Here is a 25,551-nt window from a genome sequence, read left to right on the forward strand (position 1 = left end):
TGTTTGGAATTTCAGGGTTGTCATGTTGTTAATTTTTCAAGGTTCTTTATGTTTTCGCCTCTCAGCGACAACTTCTATATGTTATCACATCTGAAGTTCTTTGTCAACAACTTTTTTATCTTTTTTCAAGACCTTTTCGATTGCTGATGTCCGACCTCTTCGGCGACAACTTCTAAATACTACCACACCGAAGTGTGTATGTCAACAACTTTTTTCAGGTAATTTATAATCATGTCTCAGTGACATATCATGTTGTATACCTATAAAAGCTGTCGTCTGCTGCCTGTTCATGCGACAGCTTTTATAAGATACCACTACGGCAATCTTATGTCAAGGACTTTCTTTATTTATCTGACAATTGTGTGCAATTGTTCTAAACAGCCTCCCCTACATATGGCAATCTACCTTCTACCTATTCTTCCTCTGGATATGTAAATCGCCATGATCTTCTGAACTCTGTCATCATATCCATGACATCCTTTGTATATTCCAAATACATATCTCCATCACCGGATATCGCACTCTCCATGTCCTGAAGCTCATACGCAAGGGCATCCGCATTTTCTCCGGCTGCAACAGTCTCAGTTTTGCCTGTATCTGTGTATGTGACCTTTGCCTCCCACGCTCTTGGATACTCCATCACCTCTATATATCCATTTTCACATGATACCATTCCACGTTTCGGCTGCTTCGAGTGAAGGGACAGCATAACGGTTGCCATCTGGCCTTCCTTATTCATAAGCAAAAGTCCTGCCTGCTCATCCACTCCAGTAGGCGCAGGCTTAACCTGTGAAAGGAGCTTATCTGGCTTTGAGTCCATGAACCACCTTATAAATGACAGGGCATACACACCTATATCCAGCATTGCCCCTCCCGCAAGGTTTCTGTTGAAGAATCGATTGTTCATATCATAGTCTTTGAAGCTTCCAAAATTCATGGTTATGAGATTGACTTTGCCAAGTGCACCCGAGTCCACTAACTCCTTAAGTTTTCTGTAAATAGGCATATGATAAATAGTCATCGCTTCACCTATGATCACATTATGCTGCTCTGCAAGTTTTACCATCTCTTCGAGTTCATCGCTGTTCAATGTTATAGACTTCTCCACCAATATATGCTTACCATTCTCTATTGCTTTTCTCATAAACTGTATGTGTGTATTGTGTGGTGTCGTTATGTATATCACGTCCACCTCCGGATCCGTGAACATCTCATTGTAGTCTGAATAAACCTTATCTATGCCATACTTCCCAGCAAATGCCACCGCTTTGTCATACGTCCTGTTACCAACCGCATAAATGTTCCTGCCATTCTTTTTGAGTGCCACTGCCATCTCATTTGCGATAACTCCTGTTCCAAGAACTGCCCACTTGATATCTTTCATGTCTGTTTCCTCCATATATAATTATGTATTTGGATTGTATATACACTATACATAAGCATCATGTCACTCCTTTGTATAGGCCATCGCCTGTTCGTGTCGCACTATAGACTCGTAGGATTCCTTTCTCATAGATGCAAGCAGCAGATATATTATCTCTATCACCATGGTTGCAGACACCCTTGAAAAGCAGTACCCATCAAGAAATAATTTTTCACGGGTAGCTGTCGTTATGTGATATGTGCTAAGCTCCGCAACACTTGATCTGGCATTATTGGCTATTGATATGGCGACTGCGCCGCGGCTCTTTGCCGCTTCCAATATCTGGATCACGCCTGTCGACTCTCCGGAGTTGGATATCGCTACCACAACATCCTTGTCGTTCAGATTATAACTGTATCCAAGTTCAGTCTCCCATATCGGTGTTGACACGGCACGTATACCTATCTGGTTAAGCTTGTATGCGCCATCCATGGCAACCGGTATCGTATTGCCCACAGCCGCCATGAGTACCGTATCGGCATTGTTTATCACATCCAATATCTTTTTCAGTTCCTCTCTGTCGATCATGGCCACAGTTTGTCTCAGTTCTTCCATTTTATTCGACAGTATCCCTCTCAGAGAACCTTCCATATCATCCACAGATATATGTCCAGATATCTCACCGTCATCCTTGGCATCCACGAGTTCTCTCGCCAGCGATATCTTGAGATGCGCATATCTGATTTATAACTGATCCTTCCATATTTTCCTATTTTCTTTCTTCTTTCGAAAATAATCCATCATATAGTGTCTTCTATACAATGCCACTAATAATTTTCTCAGTTAAATTTGTTTTCATATTTGTTGCAGACTTTAAATCTATTTTCATGCCATTCACAACTCTACCATTCTTCTCCCATCCAGTCAAACAAATGTATTTTTGCTTGAAACTCATTTATCAAATAAAAACAGAGTATCTGGAACCCCTATCATGATACTCTGTTTTGAATGACTTTCTTCTATATAAATATCTATTCATTTTATTCGCCATGTGCAATATTTCTTGCTACATATACACCGCTTGCAGATGCATGGGACAGCGAGTGGGTTATACCACTTCCATCGCCTATGATATACAGTCCCTTATATATTGTCTCCAGCTTGTCATCTACCTCTACCTCCATGTTGTAGAATTTGACCTCAACTCCATACAACAGTGTATCTTCATTTGCCGTTCCTGGGGCTATCTTATCAAGAGCGTAGATCATCTCGATTATTCCATCCAGGATTCTCTTTGGAAGGACAAGGCTCAGATCTCCCGGTGTGGCATTGAGCGTAGGTGTGATAAACGCTTCCTCTATCCTGCTCTGGGTGGAGCGCTGTCCCCTTATGAGGTCGCCAAATCTCTGCACTATTACTCCGCCGCCCAGCATGTTGCTGAGTCTCGCTATGCTCTCGCCGTATCCGTTGGAGTCCTTGAACGGCTCTGAAAAATGCTTTGCCACAAGGAGCGCAAAGTTTGTATTATCCGTCTGCTTTGCAGGATCCTCATAACTGTGGCCATTTACCGTTATGATTCCATTTGTATTCTCAGTAACCACGGCGCCCCTTGGGTTCATGCAGAAGGTTCGCACCTTATCTCCATACTTCTCCGTTCTGTATACTATCTTGCTCTCATAGAGCTCATCCGTCAAATGTGCAAATATGGCTGCAGGAAGCTCTACTCTGACTCCTATATCTACTCTGTTGGATTTCGTAGGCACATTAAGCTCCCTGCACACTGTCTCCATCCATTTACTTCCGCTTCTTCCAACGGATATGATACATTTGTTACAAGCAAATGTACCCTTCTTGCAGCATACACTATATGTTCCATCGTCTAGCTTTTCCACAGTCTGTATAGGTGTGTCAAAATAAAACTCTACCTTGTCCTGAAGATATTCATACAGATTCTCTAGAACTATATAGTTGATGTCCGTGCCAAGATGTCTGACCGAGGCATCCAGCAGATGAAGCCTGTTCTGCAGACACACTGTCTTGAATCTTGTGCCGGCAGTGGAATAAAGCTTCGTACCCTCTCCGCCGTACTCCATATTGATATCATCCACATACTTCATGATGTCTATGGCCTCGTTCTTGCCGATGTACTCATACAGACTTCCGCCAAAGTCATTTGTGATATTGTACTTTCCATCGGAAAATGCACCTGCACCACCAAATCCGCTCATGATCGAACAGCTATCACATCCCACGCAGCTCTTGATCTTTGTGCCGTCTATCGGACATTTTCTTCTCTTAAGCTCATGTCCAGCCTCAAACACTGCAACCTTGAGATTCGGAGCCTGCTTTGTCAGCTCATATGCAGAAAATATTCCTCCTGGTCCCGCTCCAATAATTATCACATCATACCTCATACGCGCACCCTCCAAAATCATTTTATATTTTTTGTTAAAACCCCATCCATACTCTGTATCCACACACATATTTTTACACAAAAATATAGTTGACCACGGCAATCCATGTCGTAGTCAACTATTATCGGTAGCTGGTAGATACGCCCAACCATATTATGGGCTTATACATATATAATTGTAATTCTTTCGTCATAAAAAATGATTGCACTATTCATATTTACTATATCTCACGCAAAATATCTGTGCTCATGTGGATGCCACAAACTGATCGTCCACATTGCATCCTTAAAAATTATAGCATATTACATTTAGTTTGCGCAAGCTCAACCGTCGCAATGCTCATTATATCATAACGATGCTACGATTGCCGCGATGAATGTTCCAAGCAGGAATAATATGCTTATTACCAAAAGGACTTTCATAAGCGTTCTTTTCCGTTTCCTCATGTTTTCTAAAACTCCGGTTGAATAGAACACCGCAACCAGCAACGCACCTATAGCAACTCCCATAAGCGTCCCCATCAAATAATCATAGACTGGAAGATTGTTGTCTCTGCTGATCACCATCATCGTCAGTCCTGCAATGAGCGAAACCAACCCCACTATGCTGAATATACGCAACCTCATCAACAATGTATTCTTCTCAGTTTCTGCATAATCCGCTACAAGCTGCAATCTCTCTTTCTCTTCCTTATTCATGTCCTCACCCTTCCTTTCTCCATCAATGATATCCCTGATATCAACATCATAGAAATCTGCCAGCTCCACCAGGATACTGAGATCCGGCATATTGCTGCCTGTCTCCCACCTTGACACACTGCGGCTTGTTACTCCAAACCGCTCAGCAAGCTGTTCCTGGGTAAGCTGTTTTTCCTTTCTCAGTTCTCTTAGGAATGAACCGGACTTTTTCTGATCCATATCTGTTGCCTCCTTTCAGCTAATATAGTAGTGTTTTTCGGATGTTTTTTACAGGACACAGTGCGGGAATTGGCCATTTTCAGCTAATACAAGGTCAAAATAAGGTCACCACCCATTTTCGGACAGAAAAAAAGACCTCCGAGGGCGAACCCTCGAAGGTCTGAAAATCCTTTATTTATGCGGTTTATCAGCGATTACTCGATGATAGTTGCAACTCTTCCTGAACCTACTGTTCTACCACCCTCACGGATTTGGTTATAGCGTTTTCTTGGTTTATTACAGTGTTTTGTGTGTAATATATGGCTTATTTTGCATAATATGGTATGTCATTTTTGTGGTTGGCGGAGTTTTTGTTGCCAAAATGTTGCCAAGAAGCAATACTCTAGATTCTGATCAGGTAGCACACTTAACCTTTAATTCCAAATTTCTTATTCATTACATCACACATATTTACTAATTATTTACTTAATACCACTTCCAACATTCTAAATTTATCACTTATATTTTGTTTCCATTTAGCTGAGTGATCAATTTTTACTATTACTTTATTTTCATCAAAAAGCTCTTTCTTTGTTTTTTGACTTAAAATCTCCCAATTTTCTTTAGGAATTATGTAGGTTGCATTTCCGTAAATTGCAGATTCTAATACACAACACTTTGAGAATATGAACGCATAATAACCTTTAAAACCGTTAATACCTTCTACTATTTTTTCTGAATTATATTTTTCCATATATTCTAATCTAAAAATATCATACGTATCTGTTTTTTCTCCACGTTCTCCTAATAGCTTTTTTATATGTCTACTTGGCATTTCACCAGGAGGGAGCATTTCCCAGTTACATCTCTGTCTTTTTGATGAATAATCTAACTGAATTTCTCCATCAAAAATATAACACACACCATATATTTCCAGCAAGATGTTAACAGCTTCTTTCAAGTAATTAGATCTTATTTCATCAGTTAGATCAACTATAACATATAGTTGTCCATTTTTGTTTTTAAACAGCTGTAATTCTATTCCGTAAGGTGGCACTTCTACCTGCGGCCAACACGGTCTATAGATATCAACTGCTACCTCAGAGGCGTTGATATTCCCAAAAGGATGCACCCAATTTGTTGACACATATCGGCGTTCTTTAGGTTTTGACTTATCTGCATAAGAATATCCATATGCATTTCTTCTACACTGTGCTCCAAATATTCCAGAAGGTAATACTACATCGCCATTTTTAATTAAGCCGATCTTCTTTGCTTCATCGCAGATTACAGGAATTCCTATTTGTATCTTATCTATATCATATTCTTTTGGTATACATACTCTTCTAATTCTTTTGCCTTTAATGCAATGTTGTGCCATTTCAATTTCTCCTATTCATTTTACATAATCAATTTGATATAAGTTTCAAATAAAAATAAAGCCTTTTAAAGACATGCTTAGGTCCGTATTAGTCATTAATGACATTTGGCTTTATGATTAGCTAATATAGCTCCAGCTTTGCTTTTCGACTGTTTACTAGACGATTTACTAGCAAGAGTCTTACCCGCTTTTCCTACTTTTCCACCGTGATGTACTGCCATATCGCTATACCTCCTTTGCAAAATCTCCTTGCAGAAGAAGGCTTTCTTTGGTATTATTAGTTTGCGAGAAAAATAAGTCCAAAGACCTTCTTTGGCAAGGGAATTAGTCAGAGTTAATCTCTGGCTTTTTCTATGTAAAGAACAATGCTCTTACATACTATTATTTAATTTTTTCTACTCCAAGAGCCTTATATAATGGATTCAGCTGTTCTTTCACTGCATTTGCAATTTTTTCAATATTCAAGCGTTCTATCATACCATTACTCTTTATTCCTTTGTAATAAACTTTATTGGCTTGCTTGTACAAACGCTGGAGCTTATCGTATCCACTCCTTCCTGATACTTTTGTATTTTTACTCAGCCTCAAGAACCCCAAAATTCCTTCTATATCATACAAAAACCAGTCTTCAATTGACCTCTTTGCCTGTACGTGAATAACTTTAGTAGCTCCATTATTCGCAAGTTCTTTCTTTACTTCATCCCACTTTATCGGCGGTTTTGGCGCAAAATCAAATACATCCGTATCACTACATAAAACAATTGTGAACTCACAGTCATCCCCATATTTAGGCTTGATTTCTTTTGTGAATTTTCTTAGAGCGATATTTTTAAAACCACCTACACCTCTAACATTTCTGTATTCAATATTAGTATCGAATCTTCCCGCAGGATGTAGCTTTCTGGCATTTGCGACTACTTGTTTGTAAAATTCGACCTCAGTATCTCCCTCCACAAAAAGTACAAGACATTTACTCATCAACATCACACTCCAAATAATCGCTTATGTTACTCTCTGCATCGGCAAGCATTGAGAACAGATAGTCTCCCATGCTCATATTAAATCCAGCTGCATCATTCTCCAACTGTTTCTGACCTGATTTTTTTAAAGTAAAGAATTCTGCCACGCCGGGCTTTCTATTCATACCAACATGAATCCAAGAAGGGTTTAAATAGCTGATAATATATGGCGAATGACTAGTAATAATTACCTTACAATCATCTAACAGCTGACTTATAATTTGTATATATGCTTGAAATAGTCCGGGATGAACAGAGTTCTCAGGCTCTTCGATCGCTATCAATGATATATTGCTTACACTAGATACAATTATCTTGGTCAATATCATAAATACTCTCTTTGCTCCATCTGACATCATCGAAAAATTAACTGGGTTGGCTAAGTTTTTATCTTTAACAAATAATACATAGATAGAATTCGTAAATACAAATGGCGCATCGTCAGGAAACTGGTCACTTTCATCTGCATTGATTTTGAAATTCTTTACAATAACATCCTCAATGTCTGGAAATAACTGAAAATACACATCTTTCAACAATTCAAATTTGTCTGAATTCTGTTTCTTCAAATTGAAGATAATACGTGGAAGATTATCAGCGTTAATCATCTCATTTTCAAATCCCTTACGAATAATTGGATCTGGCTGATAAAAACTCTTTGCATCCAGATTATTTTCCATATATATCTTCATTCCATTTAGCTTTGTAATAATCTCTGCATAATATAACTCATCGTAAGCTCTTAGTTTATTTGCAACAAGCTCTGCAGAATCAACTTTTATCTTTGACGAACATCGTCCTGTCTCAGAACTCTTATATAACGCTGTGTCCAGTGTTCTATTGATTAACTGAGTATACTTCTGTCCTTTCTCGTTAAGCTTAACTTTTAGAAACTCAGAAACAATTCCCGGCTCCATATCCTCACTGTTTTTCCATACAAACTCAAAGCCATACTGGACGATGTACTCCTGACCATGAATATCAGTAGACACCTCCATCTCATACTTATAATTTTTTCCAATCATATTACAATTAATTGGAATTAAATTAGAATTTGCCATCATTTCCTTTTTATCTTCAATTGTAGCTTTAATAAATGCTAATCCAAAATCAATGCCGGAAAGCACATTTGACTTACCAAAATTATTAAGTGCAACAAGAGCAGTAATATTATCAAAAGAAATTTTTACATTTGATAAATTTTTGAAGCCATCAATCAAAACAGCTTGAATCTTCATACTGACACATCCTTTTTCTTTTATTGTACTCATAATATATCACCTCTTTTAATAAAGTGCAAGTATTTTTTGCGTATTTTTTATATTTATATTATTATATTCAATATTTTTCTAAATATAAGCAATTTTTATTTTCTTTTTTAATTTCACTCTAGTTTTACTCACCTTTTACTCAACGAGGTTCAGTTATCATTTTGCCACTTCCAGAGAAATTTCTGCAAATTCCTCATCTGTCATGTTCTGGAGCTTACCTAACACCTGCTCCCCAAGCTCCTCCATATCGCTGTCCTTCATGTGCTGCATTACCTGTCTGATCAGCCCGGTCATTTCCGTCCTGTACTACTCATCCATGCCTTGCTGATTTGAACAGGTAATCGATTATATCTTATATACAACCTCTGTCAGCACTACTTCATCCACCCTATTTCTTATCGAATTCATCCTGCGTACCCATTTCATCTGATTATAGCTTTTCAAATCTTCACTAATACCTTCTACCGCCACTAGCTGTTTTGTGAGACATTCTACCATATTTTCTGCCTGCTCCTGTATATCGAGGCAGTGCTCTTTTAATGTACCCGCCAGCAGCTTTCCTGTGTAAATGCCTTTATGATTATTTTTCAGAAAGCTCTCCCGGAGCATACCATACTTGGTTAGTGTCTGCTCCGGCTCCTCGTTTGCAAATATATTCGTTGTTAATACAGTTTTCAAGATTTATTTCATAATCGTTCACCGTAACGTCAAAAAGGCTCCCAGAGGAAAACCTCTGGAAGCCTTGATTTTTCGCTAAGTGCATTTCGCCCGCGCTTCGCACGAGCTCATCACGGCATTCGCTGAATGCCTGTAAATACAAGAAAAAGCAGCCCTTATCGTGCAAGCACGACGGACTGCTTTCTCTTGTATTTAATGCACTTAGCTCAAAGCTAACGCGTTAGTTACTCGATGATAGTAGCAACTCTTCCTGAACCTACAGTTCTACCACCCTCACGGATAGCGAATGTAAGACCCTGGCTCATAGCGATTGGGTGGATGAGCTCGATTGTCATCTCTACGTTATCACCAGGCATGCACATCTCTGTACCAGCTGGAAGGTTACATACACCTGTAACGTCTGTTGTTCTGAAGTAGAACTGTGGACGATAGTTGTTGAAGAATGGTGTATGACGACCACCCTCGTCCTTTGTCAGAACGTAAACCTGTGCTGTGAACTTTGTATGACATGTAATTGAACCTGGCTTACAAAGAACCTGTCCTCTTACGATATCCTCTCTCTTGATACCACGAAGAAGGGCACCGATGTTATCACCAGCCTGACCTTCGTCAAGGAGCTTTCTGAACATCTCGATACCTGTTACTGTTGTCTTCTGGATCTCTGGCTTGATACCAACGATCTCAACTTCATCATTGAGGTGAATTACACCAGCCTCTACTCTACCAGTAGCAACTGTACCACGACCTGTGATTGTGAATACGTCCTCTACAGGCATGATGAATGGCTTATCTGTATCTCTCTGTGGATCTGGAATATATGAATCAATTGTATCCATAAGCTCCATGATCTTGTCTCCCCAAGGTCCCATTGGATCCTCAAGAGCCTTAAGAGCTGAACCCTTAACGATAGGACAATCATTGAATCCGTACTCCTCAAGCTGCTCTGTAACTTCCATCTCAACGAGCTCGATAAGCTCCTCATCGTCTACCATATCACACTTGTTAAGGAATACAACGATGTAAGGAACACCAACCTGACGTGAAAGAAGGATATGCTCCTTTGTCTGAGCCATAACACCATCAGTAGCAGCAACAACAAGGATAGCACCATCCATCTGAGCTGCACCAGTGATCATGTTCTTAACGTAGTCAGCATGTCCTGGACAGTCAACGTGTGCGTAATGTCTCTTCTCTGTCTCGTACTCAACGTGAGCTGTAGAGATAGTGATACCTCTTTCTCTCTCCTCTGGAGCCTTATCAATGTTCTCGAAATCTGTAGCTGTGTTACCAGCAACTCTCTCTGAAAGAACCTTTGTGATAGCAGCTGTAAGAGTAGTCTTACCGTGATCTACGTGTCCGATTGTACCGATGTTACAATGTGGCTTACTTCTATTAAACTTTTCCTTTGCCATGATATAAAATCCTCCTTAAAAATTATACCCCACGCGGGTTACTCGGCTAAAAATCATTATATAGAAAATACTAGAGATTTTCAACCATTTTTTATCTCTTTATACTAGCAGGCTAACGATATGTAATCTTTAACCTGCCAGCATATATAATTTTTTATTTATATGACCTGAAAGACCAGGAAAATGTCTTTCGTCAAATATCTTACTTAGAATGCTCTGCGATAACCTTCTCCTGAATGCTCTTTGGACACTGAGCGTACTTCTCAAAGAACATTGAGTAGTTACCACGACCCTGTGTTGATGAACGAAGCTCTGTTGAGTATCCGAACATCTCTGCAAGTGGAACGAATGCTCTGACGATCTTACCACCGCCGATATCATCCATACCCTCGATCTGGCCTCTCTTAGCATTTAAGCTTCCGATTACATCACCGAGGTACTCCTCAGGCATTGTAACCTCAACCTTCATGATAGGCTCAAGAAGAACTGGGTCAGCCTTAGCCATAGCCTCCTTGAATGCCATAGAACCAGCGATGTGGAATGCCATCTCTGATGAATCGACCTCATGGTATGATCCATCGTATACGTTAGCATAAACACCAAGTACTGGGTAGCCGCCAAGGATACCAGCCTTAGCTGCCTCTTCGATACCCTCTCCAACTGCTGGGATGTACTCCTTAGGAATAGCACCACCGACAACTGTTGACTCGAACTTGAATGTCTCCTCACCGTTAGGATCCATAGGCTCGAACTTAACCTTACAATGACCGTACTGTCCACGACCACCTGACTGCTTAGCATACTTGCTGTCGATATCAACTGGCTTTGTGAATGTCTCCTTGTAAGCAACCTGAGGTGCACCAACGTTTGCCTCAACCTTGAACTCACGGAGAAGACGATCAACGATAACCTCAAGGTGAAGCTCACCCATTCCGGCGATAATTGTCTGACCTGTCTCTTTGTCTGTATGAGCCTTGAATGTAGGATCCTCCTCAGCAAGCTTTGCGAGTGCCTCACCCATCTTACCCTGATCATTCTTGGTCTTAGGCTCGATAGCAAGCTCGATAACTGGCTCTGGGAACTCCATTGACTCAAGGATAACTGGATGCTGCTCATCACAGATTGTGTCACCTGTAGTTGTAAGCTTGAAACCTACAGCAGCTGCGATATCTCCTGAGTAAACCTTATCAATCTCTTTACGAGCGTTGGCATGCATCTGTACGATACGTCCTACACGCTCCTTCTTATCCTTTGTTGCATTCAGTACATATGAACCTGAGTTCAGTGTACCTGAGTAAACTCTGAAGAATGCAAGCTTTCCAACGAATGGATCTGTCATGATCTTGAATGCAAGAGCTGAGAATGGCTCATCATCTGATGAATGACGAACAACCTCGTTACCGTCTGGATCAACACCTGTGATATCAGGGATATCTGTTGGTGCTGGCATGTACTCGATAACACCGTCAAGCATCTTCTGAACACCCTTGTTCTTGTAAGCTGAACCAAGGAATACAGGAACTGCCTCACATGCGATAGTTGCTCTACGAAGAACCTTCTTCATCTCATCGATTGATGGCTCCTCGCCCTCAAGGTACATCATCATTAAGTCGTCATCTAACTCGCAGATCTTCTCGACAAGGTTCTCATGCCACTTGTCTGCAAGCTCCTTAAGGTCATCAGGGATAGTTGTGATCTCGATGTCCTCGCCCTTATCATCTTTGTAGTAGTATGCTTCCATCTCGAACAGATCGATCAGACCGATGAAGTCTGACTCTTTTCCGATAGGGATCTGTACTGGAATTGCATTCTTGCCCAGACGATCAATGATTGTCTGAACTGAGTAGAAAAAGTCTGCACCCATTTTATCCATCTTGTTGATGAATGCCATACGAGGTACATTGTATGTGTCAGCCTGACGCCATACGTTCTCTGACTGAGGCTCTACACCAGCCTTAGCATCGAATACACCTACAGCTCCGTCAAGTACACGAAGTGAACGCTCAACCTCAACAGTGAAGTCAACGTGTCCCGGAGTATCGATGATGTTGATTCTGTGCTCTAACGCGCCAGCCTTTGGTTTGTGATGATCCTCAAGTGTCCAATGGCATGTTGTAGCAGCTGAAGTAATTGTTATACCTCTCTCCTGCTCCTGCTCCATCCAGTCCATGGTAGCTGTACCGTCATGAGTATCACCAATCTTATAGTTAACACCAGTATAGTATAAGATACGCTCTGTAAGAGTTGTCTTACCGGCATCGATATGAGCCATAATACCAATGTTTCTTGTTCTGTCCAATGGATATTCTCTTCCAGCCAACGGATTGTCCTCCTTTTGCTATTTTTCGTAACACATCTATTGTGTCCCATATACACATAAGCATGCATACAAATGCATTCTCACACAGACAATTAGAATCTGTAGTGAGCGAATGCCTTGTTTGCCTCTGCCATCTTGTGCATGTCTTCTTTTCTCTTTACAGATGCACCTGTGTTGTTAGCTGCATCCATGATCTCCTTCGCAAGTCTTTCTTCCATAGTCTTCTCACTTCTTGCACGTGAGAAAGCTGTTAACCAACGAAGTCCGAGAGCCTGTCTTCTGTCAGGTCTTACATCGATAGGTACCTGGTATGTTGCACCACCGATACGTCTAGCCTTAACCTCGAGGAGTGGCATGATGTTGTTCATAGCCTCTTCGAATACCTCTAATGCAGGCTTACCAGTCTCTTCTGCGATACGATCAAATGCACCGTAGACGATCTTCTGTGCTACACCCTTCTTACCATCTAACATAATGTTGTTGATAAGCTTTGTAACGACCTTATTGTTGTAAATTGGATCCGCTAATACGTCTCTCTTTGCGATATGTCCTTTACGTGGCACGGTTCTTCCCTCCTTAATTATTTATTAAATCTTCGGTACTCACATTCTCTCTATAATTATGGAATGTGTTCGTGCTGTTATCTGTCTTAACTGTTTCTATCTGAATTATTATCTATATAAAAACATGACCTTACCAGCACAAATTAGAATTGTGTTCTAGCATGTTTTATTTTGCATCCTTAGGACGCTTTGCACCATACTTTGAACGAGCCTGACGTCTCTTTGCTACACCTGCTGTATCAAGAGTACCTCTGATGATATGGTATCTTGTACCAGGTAAGTCCTTTACTCTTCCACCACGGATAAGTACAACGCTATGCTCCTGAAGGTTATGACCCTCACCTGGGATATAACTTGTTACTTCGATTCCGTTTGAAAGACGTACTCTGGCGATCTTTCTAAGAGCTGAGTTAGGCTTCTTAGGAGTAGCTGTCTTAACTGCTGTACAAACTCCTCTCTTCTGTGGTGAGCTTGTCTCTACTGGCTTCTTCTTAAGTGAGTTGAAACTTCTCTGAAGAGCTGGTGCAGTTGACTTCTTCTCTACTGTCTGTCTTCCTTTTCTAACTAACTGGTTAAATGTTGGCATGTTTTCACCTCCTGTATATAAATTAAAAATGATAAAGCATGTTTTTACGCATGCTTTATCATTATATAGTCGAGTATTTTCTCTGTCAAGCATTTATTTGACAAATATTTTCTTAACGAACTCAAAGACTCTCTCTGTTTCCATTGCCAGTCTGGCTTGATCAAATTCTGTATAACCTTCATTTACAAGAAACGCCTGTCCCATTATATATTTGTGCATTTCCTCATTTATCTGATCTGCAACAATCTCATCACAGTGAAGTGTCTCAACTAACATCTTCTCTGTCCTGGTATCCTTAAACAGTCCATGTCCCGAGTCATTGTCTGCAACGAGCTGTCTGAACAACACCCTCTCACTGTCTGCAAACTCACAGACAATAGTGGTCTGGCTGACATAATCCGCATTCTCTTTCTTACACAGACTTGTCTTCAGGGAACCGTAAACCTCATTTATACGCTCTGTTGTAATCTCTATAACAGCTCCCATATCAACAAAATTCTCATATATTGGTTGTGTTGAACAGGAAATCTCTTTTGCCAGTTTTCTTGCTGTTATTGCGGCAATTCCTTCTCTTCTGGCAAGGTTATACGCCGCTTCTAATATACCTTCTTTATTGATTTTCTTTACAGCAGCCATATTATTCCATTTCTTTCTTACTAAATATTTCCAAAAAGAAATCCGGCATATCCTATTTCTCACAGGTATATCTGAATACCTTTATGAGAAATTGACATATCCCGGATTCCCCTTATATCCTTCATGTCGAGCAGCTTCGCAGCCACTACTTTTTTATATACATCCAAGCAAATGAGTGATTACTCTTCGTCAGCATCTCCGGCTGTATCAAGGGTCTCAAATACGATCTCCTCTGAATTTACATTCTCTAACTCTTCGTAATCATCTGTATCCTCATCTTCATCAAAGAAGTTAAGCTCTTCCATATCAGTGTCAAGCTTTACTGAACGATATCTCTTCATTCCTGTACCAGCAGGTATAAGCTTTCCGATGATAACGTTTTCCTTAAGTCCGATAAGTGGATCAACCTTACTCTTGATCGCAGCATCTGTAAGAACCTTTGTTGTCTCCTGGAATGATGCAGCCGACATAAATGAATCAGTTGCAAGTGATGCCTTTGTTATACCAAGCATTATCTGTGTTCCAGTTGCAGGCTCCTTGCCCTCTGCGATAAGCTTCTCATTTGTATCTTCAAACTCAAGCAGATCTGCCTGTGTTCCTGGAAGATAATCTGAATCTCCCGGCTCATCAATTATGATCTTCTTAAGCATCTGTCTTACGATGATCTCAATGTGCTTATCATTGATATCAACACCCTGAAGTCTGTAAACCTTCTGAACCTCACGGAGCATGTAATCCTGAACTGCACGAACACCCTTTATCTTAAGGATATCATGTGGATTAACTGATCCCTCTGTAAGCTCATCACCAGCCTCGAGTACCTGGTCATCAAGAACTCTGATACGTGAACCATAAGGAATAAGATATGCCTTTGACTCACCTGTCTCATCGTTTGTTATGACAACCTCTCTCTTCTTCTTGTTGTCACGGAGCTGTACCTTTCCGCCAAACTCTGCAATGATCGCAAGTCCCTTTGGCTTTCTGGCCTCGAAAAGCTCCTCAACTCTTGGAAGACCCTGTGTGATATCGCCACCGGCAACACCACCTGTATGGAATGTTCTCATTGTAAGCTGTGTACCAGGCTCACCGATTGACTGTGCAGCGATAATTCCAACTGACTCACCAACCTGTACAGGCATTCCTGTTGCCATGTTCGCACCGTAGCACTTTGCACACACACCGAGGTGTGACTTACATGTGAGGACTGTTCTGATCTTAAGCTTTGCATCTGATCTTACAACTTCGTTTCCATCGTCATCCTTAACGGTGAATGGAACTCCGTTGGCATCGACACCCTTCTTAACAATGAGCTCAGCTCTCTTAGGAGTTACCATATGATTTATCTTGACAAGCATGTTGCCCTCTGCATCATATACAGACTCTGCAAGGTAACGTCCTGTGATTCTCTCCTGAAACTCCTCGATCATTTCCTTGCCCTCTCTGAAGGCCTCAATGACCATACCCGGAATTGAATCTCTTCCTATACTACAATCAGGCTCTCTGATTATAAGATCCTGTGATACATCTACAAGTCGTCTTGTCAGGTATCCTGAATCGGCTGTACGAAGAGCTGTATCTGACAGACCCTTACGAGCACCATGCGCCGAAATGAAATACTCCAGAACGTCAAGTCCCTCTCGGAAGTTAGACTTGATTGGGAGCTCAATGGTCTTACCTGTTGTATCTGCCATCAGTCCTCGCATACCTGCAAGCTGCTTGATCTGCTGATTAGAACCACGGGCTCCAGAATCAGCCATCATGAATATATTGTTATATTTATCAAGACCTGCGAACAGGAGATCCTGCAGATGTTTATCTGCCTTCTCCCATATCTTAACTACTGCCTGATATCTCTCCTCGTCTGATACAAGACCACGTCTGAACTTCTTGGTGATTTGGTCAACGAGCTTCTGTGCATCCTCAAGGATATCCTTCTTCTCATCAGGCACCTTCATATCTGAAATAGATACTGATATAGCACTTCTTGTTGAATACTTATATCCTATTGCCTTGACATCATCAAGAACCTCCGCAGTCTTTGTTGCACCATGTGTATTGATACACTTGTCAAGGATTGGCTTGAGCTGCTTCTTTCCTACATGGAAATCTATCTCAAGCTTCAGAGCGTTCTCACGAACAGTTCTGTCTACATATCCGAGATCCTGTGGAATGATCTCATTGAAGAGAAGCTTTCCAAGTGTTGTATCGATAACACCTGTAACTTCCTCGCCCTCGAACTCACCGGTTCTTCTTACATGGATCTTGGTGTGAAGTGTAATTCCACCATTCTCATATGCAAGTATTGCCTCATTCTTGGACTTAAAATATCTTCCCTCTCCGATCTCGCCTTCCTTTTCCATTGTCAGATAGTAGATACCAAGTACCATATCCTGTGAAGGAACGGCAACAGGCGCACCATCTGATGGCTTCAGCAGGTTGTTAGGTGAAAGCAGAAGGAATCTACACTCAGCCTGTGCCTCTACTGTAAGTGGAAGATGGACAGCCATCTGATCTCCATCGAAATCGGCATTGAAGGCTGTACATACGAGCGGGTGAAGCTTTATAGCCTTACCGCCTACAAGCACTGGCTCAAATGCCTGGATTCCAAGTCTGTGAAGTGTAGGGGCACGGTTAAGCATAACCGGATGCTCCTTGATGACATCCTCAAGAATGTCCCAAACCTGTGGCTCAAGCTTCTCTACCATCTTCTTTGCCTGCTTGATATTGTTTGCCTTACCTGTAGCTGTAAGCTCCTTCATAACAAATGGCTTGAACAGCTCGATAGCCATCTCCTTAGGGAGACCGCACTGGTAAATCTTAAGCTCTGGTCCAACTACGATAACTGAACGTCCTGAGTAGTCAACTCGCTTACCAAGAAGGTTCTGACGGAAACGTCCCTGCTTACCTTTCAGCATCTCTGAAAGTGACTTCAGTGCTCTGTTACCAGGGCCTGTTACCGCACGTCCACGTCTACCGTTATCTATAAGTGCATCAACTGCCTCCTGAAGCATTCTCTTCTCATTTCTCACGATGATCTCAGGAGCACCGAGATCAAGGAGTCTGCGGAGACGATTATTTCTGTTGATGATTCTTCTGTACAGATCGTTGAGGTCTGATGTTGCAAATCTTCCACCTTCAAGCTGTACCATAGGTCTGATATCTGGTGGGATAACAGGTATTACATTCATGATCATCCACTCAGGTCTGTTCTCTGATGTTCTGAATGCCTCCATTACCTCAAGTCTCTTGATGATCCTTGTACGCTTCTGGCCGCTGCATGTCTCAAGCTCTTTCTTAAGCTCTGCACTCTCGGCATCAAGGTCTATTGCCTTGAGAAGCTTCTGTATAGCCTCTGCGCCCATCTCTGCAACGAATGAACCGTAACCATACTCCTTCTCTGCCTCTCTGAACTCCTGCTCGTTGAGGATCTGCTTGTAAGCAAGCGGAGTATCCTTTGGATCTGTTACTATATATGATGAGAAGTACAGTACCTTCTCAAGCACTCTTGGTGATATATCAAGGATCAGTCCCATACGGCTAGGGATTCCCTTGAAGTACCATATATGTGATACAGGAGCAGCGAGCTCAATATGTCCCATACGCTCTCTACGAACGTTGGACTTTGTTACCTCAACTCCACACTTATCACACACGATTCCCTTGAATCTGATCTTCTTGTACTTACCACAATTACACTCCCAGTCCTTCTGTGGTCCAAATATTCTCTCACAGAACAGACCGTCCTTCTCAGGCTTAAGTGTTCTATAGTTGATAGTCTCAGGGCGCTTTACCTCACCATGTGACCATTCTCTTATCTTTTCAGGAGATGCAAGTCCGATTTTTATTGCGTCAAAGTTCAATGACTTTTCCTGTTCTGCATTGTCTACATTGTATTCTGGCATCTTACAAAGCTCCTTTCTTATTCTTCCTCATTATTATCCATATAATCTGAATCGCCGAGGTCTTCCATATCACTTATATCGCCGTTCTCATCAACCTCTGAGAATCCGCTTGCCTGAAGCTCATCTGCGTCATCGCCTCTGAACACCTCAGGTGCATCGCTCTCATCCATATCATCGTCTCTGTCTGATGATCTGTCGCTGAGAAGTCTCTTGATACTTGTGTTGTAATCATAAGCTTCCATGGTCTCGCTGAGATCAACTTCAACCATCTTCTTGTTGCCTTCCTCGTCCTCTTCCTCTCTTACGACTCTTACATCAAGTCCGAGAGCCTGGAACTCCTTGAGAAGTACCTTGAATGACTCAGGCACACCAGGTGCTGGTATATTGTCGCCCTTGATAATAGCCTCATATGTCTTAACACGTCCTACAACATCATCAGACTTAACTGTCAGAATCTCCTGCAGTGTGTATGAAGCACCATAAGCCTCAAGAGCCCAAACCTCCATCTCTCCAAAACGCTGTCCACCAAACTGAGCTTTACCACCCAGTGGCTGCTGTGTTACCAGTGAGTATGGACCGGTTGAACGAGCATGGATCTTATCATCAACCAGATGGTGCAGCTTGAGGTAATGCATGTAACCGATAGTTACAGGGGCATCAAAGTTCTCACCTGTTCTACCATCACGGAGCTGAACCTTACCTGTTCTGTTGATAGGCACGCCCTTCCACTCTGCTCTGTGGTCTCTGTTCGTGTAGAGGTAATCCATAACCTCAGGCTTTACTGTATCCTTGTACTTAGCCTCGAAGTCTTCCCATGTACCATTTGCATAGTCATTGGCCATCTCCAGTGTATCCATGATGTCAAACTCTGTAGCACCATTGAATACAGGAGTGGATACCTTGAATCCAAGAACCTGTGAAGCAAGTCCTAGATGGATCTCGAGGACCTGTCCGATGTTCATTCGTGAAGGAACGCCCAGTGGGTTAAGCACGATATCAAGAGGACGTCCGTTTGGAAGGAATGGCATATCCTCAACAGGGAGCACTCGTGAAACTACACCCTTGTTACCATGACGACCAGCCATCTTATCTCCGACCTGGATCTTTCTCTTCTGTGCTATATATACTCTGACCTTCTTGTCTACGCCTGCCGGAAGATCGTCTCCATCAGCACGTGTAAATACCTTTGCATCTATAACAATACCGAATGCTCCGTGTGGAACCTTCAGTGATGTATCTCTTACCTCTCTTGCCTTCTCACCGAAGATGGCACGAAGAAGTCTCTCCTCTGCTGTCAGCTCAGTCTCTCCCTTTGGAGTAACCTTTCCAACGAGGATATCACCGGCACGAACCTCTGCGCCGATTCTGATGATACCATTCTCATCAAGATCCTTGAGGACATCATTTGACAGACCTGCAAGATCTCTTGTGATCTCCTCCTTACCAAGCTTGGTATCACGAGCCTCACACTCGTATTTCTCTATATGAATTGATGTGTATACATCATCCTGTACAAGTCTCTCGCTGAGAAGAACCGCATCCTCGTAGTTGTAACCTTCCCATGTCATGAAACCGATCAGTGGGTTCTTACCAAGTGCGATCTCTCCGCCAGATGTTGAAGGGCCATCTGCGATAACCTCTCCAGCCTTTACGTGGTCACCCTTGAACACGATAGGTCTCTGGTTCATACAGTTACCCTGGTTGCTTCGTGCAAACTTGATGATGTGATATACATCCTTTGTTCCATCCTCATCTGCTCTTACACAGATCTCTGTGCTGTTTGAATATTCTACAACACCGTCTCTCTTGGCAACGACGCAGACACCTGAATCTACAGCAGCCTTTGCCTCCATACCTGTTCCAACCACTGCTGACTCTGTCATCATAAGAGGAACCGCCTGACGCTGCATGTTTGATCCCATGAGGGCACGGTTAGCATCATCGTTCTGAAGGAATGGGATCATCGATGTAGCAACTGAGAATACCATCTTAGGTGATACATCCATGAGATCAACCTTTGACTTAGGGAACTCGGTTGTATCAGCTCTGAATCTTCCTGATACATTGTTCTTGACAAAGTGTCCATTCTCATCTATAGGCTCATTAGCCTGTACTACTCTGTATCTATCCTCCTCGTCTGCTGTAAGGTAAACAACCTCATCTGTAACAACAGGGTTAGAAGGATCTGTCTTATCAAGCTTTCTATATGGAGCCTCAACGAAACCATACTCGTTGATACGCGCATATGTAGCCAGTGAGTTGATAAGTCCGATGTTAGGACCCTCAGGGGTCTCGATAGGACACATTCTACCGTAGTGTGTATAGTGTACATCTCGGACCTCGAATCCGGCTCTGTCTCGTGAAAGTCCACCAGGGCCAAGGGCTGAAAGTCTTCTCTTATGAGTCAGCTCTGACAGAGGGTTATTCTGATCCATAAACTGTGACAACTGTGAACTTCCGAAGAACTCCTTAACAGCAGCCGTTACAGGCTTGATATTGATAAGGGACTGAGGTGTGATAGACTCAGCATCCTGTGTTGTCATTCTCTCTCTTACAACTCTCTCAAGTCTTGAAAGACCGATTCTATACTGGTTCTGAAGAAGCTCTCCAACCGCTCTGATACGTCTGTTGCCCAGATGGTCGATGTCATCGTCATTACCAATGCCATACTCGAGGTGAATGTTGTAATTTATGGAAGCAAATATGTCTTCCTTTGTAATATGCTTTGGTACGAGGTCTGACATGTCTCTCTCTATGGCAGCCTTGAGCTTCTCTGTATCATCGCCATACTCCTCGAGGAGTCCCTCGAGAACCGGATAATATACTCTCTCCACAATGCCAAGCTCAGCAGGATCAAAATCCACATAGTTGGCAATGTTGACCATCATATTAGAAAGAACCTTAACGTTTCTCTCCTCTGTCTGGATCATAACATAAGGAACTGCTGCATCCTGAATTGTGTCTGCAAGCTCCTCTGATACTGTTGTTCCAGCTTCAGCGATAACCTCTCCTGTGCTAGGATCGATAGCATCCTCAGCAAGGACATGTCCTGCTATACGAGCCTTGAGAGCGAGCTTCTTGTTGAACTTGTAACGTCCAACCTTTGCAAGATCGTATCTTCTCGCATCAAAGAACATAGCATTAATAAGGCTCTCTGCATTCTCAACTACTGAAGGCTCGTCCGGTCTGATCTTCTTGTAAAGCTCTACCACACCCTCTGCATACGACTTTGCAGGATCCTTGTTAAGACTCTCCATGATCTTTGGCTCCTCGCCAAATAAATCTATGATCTCCTGATCTGTTCCAAGACCAAGTGCACGGATAAGAACAGTCACAGGTACCTTTCTGGTTCTGTCCACACGAACATAGAATACATCGTTGGAATCTGTCTCATACTCCAGCCATGCACCTCTGTTAGGAATTACTGTACATGCATACAGCTTCTTACCAACCTTATCATGTGTTATATCATAGTAAATACCAGGTGAACGCACTAACTGGCTTACTATAACTCGCTCTGCACCATTGATAACGAATGTTCCTGTCTCTGTCATAAGAGGAAGATCACCCATGAATATTTCATGATCTGACATCTCCTTAGCATCTCCGACTCTGAGTCTGACCTTGACTCTGAGAGGCGCCGCATATGTTGCATCTCTCTCCTTGCATTCCTCGATACTGTACTTCAAGTCATCTTTACAGAACTGAAAATCTACGAATTCAAGACTATACTGTCCAGAGTAATCAGTGATAGGAGAAATATCCCTGAATGCTTCCTTCAGACCGTCAGTTAAGAACCAGTTGTATGAATTCTTCTGAACCTCTATGAAGTTAGGCATCTCCAGGACGTCCTTCTGCTTAGCGTAGCTCATTCTGTAGCCTTTTCCAGACTTGACAGGACTAATTCTGTTCTTTTCCATCGACACATTCACCCCTTGGAATTTATTTTTATGCTTTTTAAGACAAACCTTAGTTTAAATAAGTGTTTTAAAGCCATTTATCACCCTATTATGATGTGTATGCACACGAAGCCATAATAGTGACAGTTTACTATCCTAACAGCAAATGCAATATTTGTCAACTATATTTTGGAATTTTTTTAGATTTTTTTATTAATTGAGAAAAGATGTATAGAAAAACCGGCCCGGCGGGATGAGATCCATCTCCGCCAGGCCGAATAAAGTCTGATAATAAAATAAGGATCAAATTACTTTAATGTAACCTTAGCGCCCTCAGCCTCGAGCTTTGTCTTAGCTTCCTCAGCCTCTTCCTTAGTAGCGTCCTCCTTGATTACCTTTGGAGCACCATCTACAGCGTCCTTAGCTTCCTTAAGGCCTAAGCCTGTAAGCTCACGAACAACCTTGATAACCTTAACCTTGTTAGGACCAACCTCTGTAAGCTCTACGTTGAATGAATCCTTCTCCTCGGCTGCTGCTGCACCGTCTGCACCTGCTGCTGCAACTACAACACCTGCTGCTGCTGATACGCCGAACTCCTCTTCACAAGCCTTAACTAAGTCGTTTAACTCTAATACTGATAAACCTTTGATTACTTCAATAATTTCCTGAGTTGTCATTATGTTTTTCCTCCATATAATATAATTTGTTATTTTGTAATGCATCCACACATCATTCTCGTATCATGCGGATACCCTTTGTCCATGATATAGACAGTTGAATATCTGACAGCATATGATCCCGGCAGTGCCGATATATACATCAGATGTTCTATCAGGCTTAATATTAAGCCTCCTTCTGCTCTGCGATCTGCTTGATAACACGAGCGAAGTTTGCGATAGGTGACTGGATACTTCCAAGGAACTTGGAAATAAGCGCGTCTCTTGAAGGGATCTTTGCAATAACCTGGATTCCTTCTGCATCGTAGAATGTACCTTCTACAACGCCGCCCTTAAGCTCAAGAGCTGGGGCATTCTTTGCGAAGTCTGCAAGAACTCTTGCAGCCGCTGTAGCGTCATCCTTGCAGATTGCAAGACCAGTTGGTCCCTCTAAACAACCCTTAAGGCCTTCGAACTCTGTTCCCTCGATAGCGAAGTTAACCATTGTGTTCTTGTATACCTTGTATACAACACCAGCTTCTCTTAAATTCTTACGGAGCTGTGTATCCTGCTCAACTGTAAGACCACGATAGTCTACAACTACTGCAGTAGCAGCGCCTTCAAGATTTGCCTTGATCTCTTCTACTATTGGCTTCTTTAACTCTACCTTTGCCATAATGCGCCTCCTTATTTTACTAATGACTGCACATTCCAAGATATAAAAAAACTCTCAAAGTCCTAAGACCTGAGAGTAGATTGTTAATTCAATAACGATATCTTTCCTCGGTAGGTGATATAACATCTTACGCCCTGGGGCACCTACTGTCTTCGGCAGTTCATCGTTGCTTAATGTAACACACCGCAAATACAATGTCAATAATTATTTTTATTTTTTTGCACAGCCTGCTGCAGATCCGTTTATTGCCAGACTCACGCGCCGATCGCCTCGTCCACAGCATTTGCTATTGCGTCTGCTATGGCTTCAAAATTGTAATCATACAGGTAATTGTCGTAATCGTTGTTGATAAAGCCTGTTTCTATGAGCACTGCGGGCATTTCAGTCCGGCGCAGCACCGCCAGCCCCGGCCTCTCCTCAACATTTATATTTCGAAAGCCCAGCTTTTCAAGCTCGCTGTTGATCTCCTGTGCAAGATTGTATTTCACTCCGCTTTTATCGTAGACAAGGGTCTGCACTCCGCTGTACTTGTTGGCCTCCGGTGCAGAGTTGCGGTGAAGCGATATAAAATAATCTGCTCCGCTCTCATTTCCCTTCTGTGCTTTGCGGACCGGAGAATCGTATACATCCTCCGTTCTGGTGTATACCACATCATATCCCCTGCGGGTGAGTTCATCCCCAAGTGCCAGCGCCAGGTTCAGGTTATCGTTTTTCTCAAGCCTGCCCTCATACGATGCACCGTTGTCATATCCGCCGTGCCCGGCATCTATCATAATTTTTGTTGCCATATAAAACATCCAGCCCCGGTTGTTTATTCCATTTATAATATGTAACAACCGGGGCTGTGATAACACGTTTATTCAAGGTTTATTATTTGAACCAGAGATCCAGATCCACGTCTCCGGATATACCGTCAACGGTTCCGGACTCGGTGTACTGCCATCCTGTATATTTGTATGGGAAATTAGGAACATTTGCATAGTGTGCAAGCCACAGCTCGTAATCCCCGAGTCTGTCCATGTCAAGGCACTGTGCGAACATATTCCTGCTGGCATATATCATCGGCGTGTAGCCTGCCGCCTTTATCGTCTCACAGAAGCCGACTATGCCATCCGTTCTCTCATCATTCGATGCGTTGTCGCCTCTCGCCTCACTGTCGCCGATAAGCTCCGAGTCGATAACTATAGGATACTTGACGTTCATCTTGCCTATCTGTTTGAGGACAAAATTCGCTTCCTCTACACCCTCGTCATATGTTATCGCCTGGGTGAAGAAGTAAAGCCCTGTCGGTATTTTGTATTTGATGACGGCCGCCTTGCTGTCCTCAAAGCTTGAATCCAGCATCAGTCCGCCCTGCGTGTAGCCTCTGTAACCCACTCTGAGCATAACAAAATCTATGTCTTTGTTCTTCGCCAGAGTCTCCCAGTCTATGTCTGACTGGAATGTTGACAGATCCACACCCACCAGTGTGTCCTTTATATTGTCATCGCTGTAATGCATATATCCATCGTCGCCCGTGTAGAACTTCTCAACATCGAGATTGTTTCTCTCCACCTTGTCGCTGATCTTGTACAGCAGCGCATCAGGGCCGAGTTCTCCGACATTGATGTACGCTGTCGGTATATAGTTCCAGTAATTGTCATATATAAGACTGGTTATCTCCGTATCCTCGAGCGTATATCCCGATTCATAGGAAAGCCCCGGAGATGCCTTGGAGTTGGTAAATCCTCCCGCTCTTCCTATAAATATTCCTATAACAATTCCAGCAATAAGACATACCGATCCAACCAGTATGCACCAGTTTCTGGTAAATTTCTTTATCTGTTGTGTGTCCATATCTCTACCTGTCTCTTCCTTCTTAGCTTAGTCCGCCTTAGTC

21 protein-coding genes, 1 riboswitch and 1 other annotated feature are annotated in these 25,551 nt (G+C 42.3%); all 21 genes read right to left on the reverse strand.

From position 1 onward, the window contains the following. Positions 1-412: 412 nt before the first annotated feature. A complete protein-coding gene (locus DW159_RS06180) occupies positions 413-1,384 on the reverse strand; it encodes a Gfo/Idh/MocA family protein (RefSeq protein ID WP_117549480.1) in 972 nt (323 codons plus the stop codon). Between the two features lie 63 nt (positions 1,385-1,447). Continuing rightward, on the reverse strand, positions 1,448-2,065 hold the full coding sequence (locus DW159_RS06185) for a MurR/RpiR family transcriptional regulator (protein WP_242992627.1): 618 nt from the start codon (positions 2,063-2,065) through the stop codon (positions 1,448-1,450). 338 nt (positions 2,066-2,403) lie between these two features. Then, positions 2,404-3,777, reverse strand: a complete 1,374-nt coding sequence (locus tag DW159_RS06190; RefSeq protein WP_117549482.1) for an NAD(P)/FAD-dependent oxidoreductase — start codon at positions 3,775-3,777, stop codon at positions 2,404-2,406. A gap of 91 nt (positions 3,778-3,868) precedes the next feature. Beyond that, a riboswitch (purine riboswitch) is annotated at positions 3,869-3,967 on the reverse strand. Between the two features lie 157 nt (positions 3,968-4,124). Beyond that, the gene (locus DW159_RS06195; protein ID WP_117549484.1) at positions 4,125-4,694 is read right to left on the reverse strand and encodes a helix-turn-helix domain-containing protein; all 570 of its coding nucleotides are present in this window, start codon (positions 4,692-4,694) and stop codon (positions 4,125-4,127) included. Between the two features lie 457 nt (positions 4,695-5,151). After that, on the reverse strand, positions 5,152-6,054 hold the full coding sequence (locus DW159_RS06200; RefSeq protein ID WP_117549485.1) for a hypothetical protein: 903 nt from the start codon (positions 6,052-6,054) through the stop codon (positions 5,152-5,154). 95 nt (positions 6,055-6,149) lie between these two features. Continuing rightward, on the reverse strand, positions 6,150-6,275 hold the full coding sequence (locus tag DW159_RS14020; protein ID WP_278320891.1) for a hypothetical protein: 126 nt from the start codon (positions 6,273-6,275) through the stop codon (positions 6,150-6,152). A gap of 160 nt (positions 6,276-6,435) precedes the next feature. Beyond that, the gene (locus DW159_RS06205) at positions 6,436-7,032 is read right to left on the reverse strand and encodes a hypothetical protein (protein ID WP_117549487.1); all 597 of its coding nucleotides are present in this window, start codon (positions 7,030-7,032) and stop codon (positions 6,436-6,438) included. Next, positions 7,025-8,344: an AAA family ATPase gene (locus DW159_RS06210; RefSeq protein WP_117549490.1), complete on the reverse strand. Its 1,320-nt coding sequence runs from the start codon at positions 8,342-8,344 to the stop codon at positions 7,025-7,027. Before DW159_RS06210 ends, DW159_RS06205 begins: the two co-directional genes overlap by 8 nt. Positions 8,345-8,500: 156 nt before the next feature. Continuing rightward, on the reverse strand, positions 8,501-8,638 hold the full coding sequence (locus tag DW159_RS06215; RefSeq protein ID WP_117549492.1) for a transposon-transfer assisting family protein: 138 nt from the start codon (positions 8,636-8,638) through the stop codon (positions 8,501-8,503). 51 nt (positions 8,639-8,689) lie between these two features. Then, the gene (locus DW159_RS06220) at positions 8,690-9,022 is read right to left on the reverse strand and encodes a TnpV protein (RefSeq protein WP_117549494.1); all 333 of its coding nucleotides are present in this window, start codon (positions 9,020-9,022) and stop codon (positions 8,690-8,692) included. 224 nt (positions 9,023-9,246) lie between these two features. After that, the gene (tuf, locus tag DW159_RS06225) at positions 9,247-10,434 is read right to left on the reverse strand and encodes an elongation factor Tu (RefSeq protein WP_004850603.1); all 1,188 of its coding nucleotides are present in this window, start codon (positions 10,432-10,434) and stop codon (positions 9,247-9,249) included. Between the two features lie 202 nt (positions 10,435-10,636). After that, entirely contained in the window at positions 10,637-12,754 is a 2,118-nt protein-coding gene (gene fusA / locus DW159_RS06230; RefSeq protein ID WP_071849530.1) for an elongation factor G, read from the reverse strand. A 92-nt stretch (positions 12,755-12,846) separates the two neighbouring features. Further along, entirely contained in the window at positions 12,847-13,317 is a 471-nt protein-coding gene (rpsG, locus tag DW159_RS06235; protein WP_004850607.1) for a 30S ribosomal protein S7, read from the reverse strand. A gap of 166 nt (positions 13,318-13,483) precedes the next feature. Continuing rightward, entirely contained in the window at positions 13,484-13,903 is a 420-nt protein-coding gene (gene rpsL, locus DW159_RS06240) for a 30S ribosomal protein S12 (RefSeq protein ID WP_004850608.1), read from the reverse strand. A 93-nt stretch (positions 13,904-13,996) separates the two neighbouring features. Then, positions 13,997-14,539, reverse strand: coding sequence for a hypothetical protein (locus DW159_RS06245; protein ID WP_015534191.1), 543 nt, complete (start codon positions 14,537-14,539; stop codon positions 13,997-13,999). A 179-nt stretch (positions 14,540-14,718) separates the two neighbouring features. Next, complete coding sequence (gene rpoC, locus DW159_RS06250) at positions 14,719-18,441, reverse strand: DNA-directed RNA polymerase subunit beta' (RefSeq protein WP_015534192.1); 3,723 nt, start codon at positions 18,439-18,441, stop codon at positions 14,719-14,721. Positions 18,442-18,458: 17 nt separating this feature from the next. Beyond that, positions 18,459-22,361: a DNA-directed RNA polymerase subunit beta gene (rpoB, locus tag DW159_RS06255; RefSeq protein ID WP_117549496.1), complete on the reverse strand. Its 3,903-nt coding sequence runs from the start codon at positions 22,359-22,361 to the stop codon at positions 18,459-18,461. A 287-nt stretch (positions 22,362-22,648) separates the two neighbouring features. Continuing rightward, positions 22,649-23,017, reverse strand: coding sequence for a 50S ribosomal protein L7/L12 (gene rplL / locus DW159_RS06260; protein ID WP_015534196.1), 369 nt, complete (start codon positions 23,015-23,017; stop codon positions 22,649-22,651). Between the two features lie 166 nt (positions 23,018-23,183). Further along, positions 23,184-23,672: a 50S ribosomal protein L10 gene (gene rplJ, locus DW159_RS06265; protein ID WP_015534197.1), complete on the reverse strand. Its 489-nt coding sequence runs from the start codon at positions 23,670-23,672 to the stop codon at positions 23,184-23,186. A 36-nt stretch (positions 23,673-23,708) separates the two neighbouring features. Further along, positions 23,709-23,846: a sequence feature (ribosomal protein L10 leader region), on the reverse strand. Positions 23,847-23,926: 80 nt separating this feature from the next. Further along, positions 23,927-24,460, reverse strand: coding sequence for an N-acetylmuramoyl-L-alanine amidase family protein (locus DW159_RS06270; RefSeq protein ID WP_117549498.1), 534 nt, complete (start codon positions 24,458-24,460; stop codon positions 23,927-23,929). Between the two features lie 82 nt (positions 24,461-24,542). Further along, positions 24,543-25,508: a glycoside hydrolase family 25 protein gene (locus DW159_RS06275; protein ID WP_022216759.1), complete on the reverse strand. Its 966-nt coding sequence runs from the start codon at positions 25,506-25,508 to the stop codon at positions 24,543-24,545. Positions 25,509-25,551: the final 43 nt, after the last annotated feature.

It is taken from the genome of Coprococcus sp. AM14-16 (genome assembly GCF_003434675.1).
Lineage (GTDB): Bacteria > Bacillota > Clostridia > Lachnospirales > Lachnospiraceae > Coprococcus > Coprococcus aceti.

Excerpts from the sequence above, each read along its gene's own strand:
- DW159_RS06275 (WP_022216759.1), bottom strand. The coding sequence starts at position 25,508 with ATGGACACACAACAGATAAAGAAATTTACCAGAAACTGGTGCATACTG.
- DW159_RS06270 (WP_117549498.1), bottom strand. The coding sequence starts at position 24,460 with ATGGCAACAAAAATTATGATAGATGCCGGGCACGGCGGATATGACAAC.
- DW159_RS06215 (WP_117549492.1), bottom strand. The coding sequence starts at position 8,638 with ATGACCGGGCTGATCAGACAGGTAATGCAGCACATGAAGGACAGCGAT.
- rplJ (WP_015534197.1), bottom strand. The coding sequence starts at position 23,672 with ATGGCAAAGGTAGAGTTAAAGAAGCCAATAGTAGAAGAGATCAAGGCA.
- DW159_RS06205 (WP_117549487.1), bottom strand. The coding sequence starts at position 7,032 with ATGAGTAAATGTCTTGTACTTTTTGTGGAGGGAGATACTGAGGTCGAA.
- DW159_RS06200 (WP_117549485.1), bottom strand. The coding sequence starts at position 6,054 with ATGGCACAACATTGCATTAAAGGCAAAAGAATTAGAAGAGTATGTATA.
- DW159_RS06180 (WP_117549480.1), bottom strand. The coding sequence starts at position 1,384 with ATGAAAGATATCAAGTGGGCAGTTCTTGGAACAGGAGTTATCGCAAAT.
- DW159_RS06195 (WP_117549484.1), bottom strand. The coding sequence starts at position 4,694 with ATGGATCAGAAAAAGTCCGGTTCATTCCTAAGAGAACTGAGAAAGGAA.
- DW159_RS06245 (WP_015534191.1), bottom strand. The coding sequence starts at position 14,539 with ATGGCTGCTGTAAAGAAAATCAATAAAGAAGGTATATTAGAAGCGGCG.
- tuf (WP_004850603.1), bottom strand. The coding sequence starts at position 10,434 with ATGGCAAAGGAAAAGTTTAATAGAAGTAAGCCACATTGTAACATCGGT.
- rpoB (WP_117549496.1), bottom strand. The coding sequence starts at position 22,361 with ATGGAAAAGAACAGAATTAGTCCTGTCAAGTCTGGAAAAGGCTACAGA.
- rplL (WP_015534196.1), bottom strand. The coding sequence starts at position 23,017 with ATGACAACTCAGGAAATTATTGAAGTAATCAAAGGTTTATCAGTATTA.
- DW159_RS06190 (WP_117549482.1), bottom strand. The coding sequence starts at position 3,777 with ATGAGGTATGATGTGATAATTATTGGAGCGGGACCAGGAGGAATATTT.
- rpsL (WP_004850608.1), bottom strand. The coding sequence starts at position 13,903 with ATGCCAACATTTAACCAGTTAGTTAGAAAAGGAAGACAGACAGTAGAG.
- rpoC (WP_015534192.1), bottom strand. The coding sequence starts at position 18,441 with ATGCCAGAATACAATGTAGACAATGCAGAACAGGAAAAGTCATTGAAC.
- DW159_RS06210 (WP_117549490.1), bottom strand. The coding sequence starts at position 8,344 with ATGAGTACAATAAAAGAAAAAGGATGTGTCAGTATGAAGATTCAAGCT.
- DW159_RS14020 (WP_278320891.1), bottom strand. The coding sequence starts at position 6,275 with ATGGCAGTACATCACGGTGGAAAAGTAGGAAAAGCGGGTAAGACTCTT.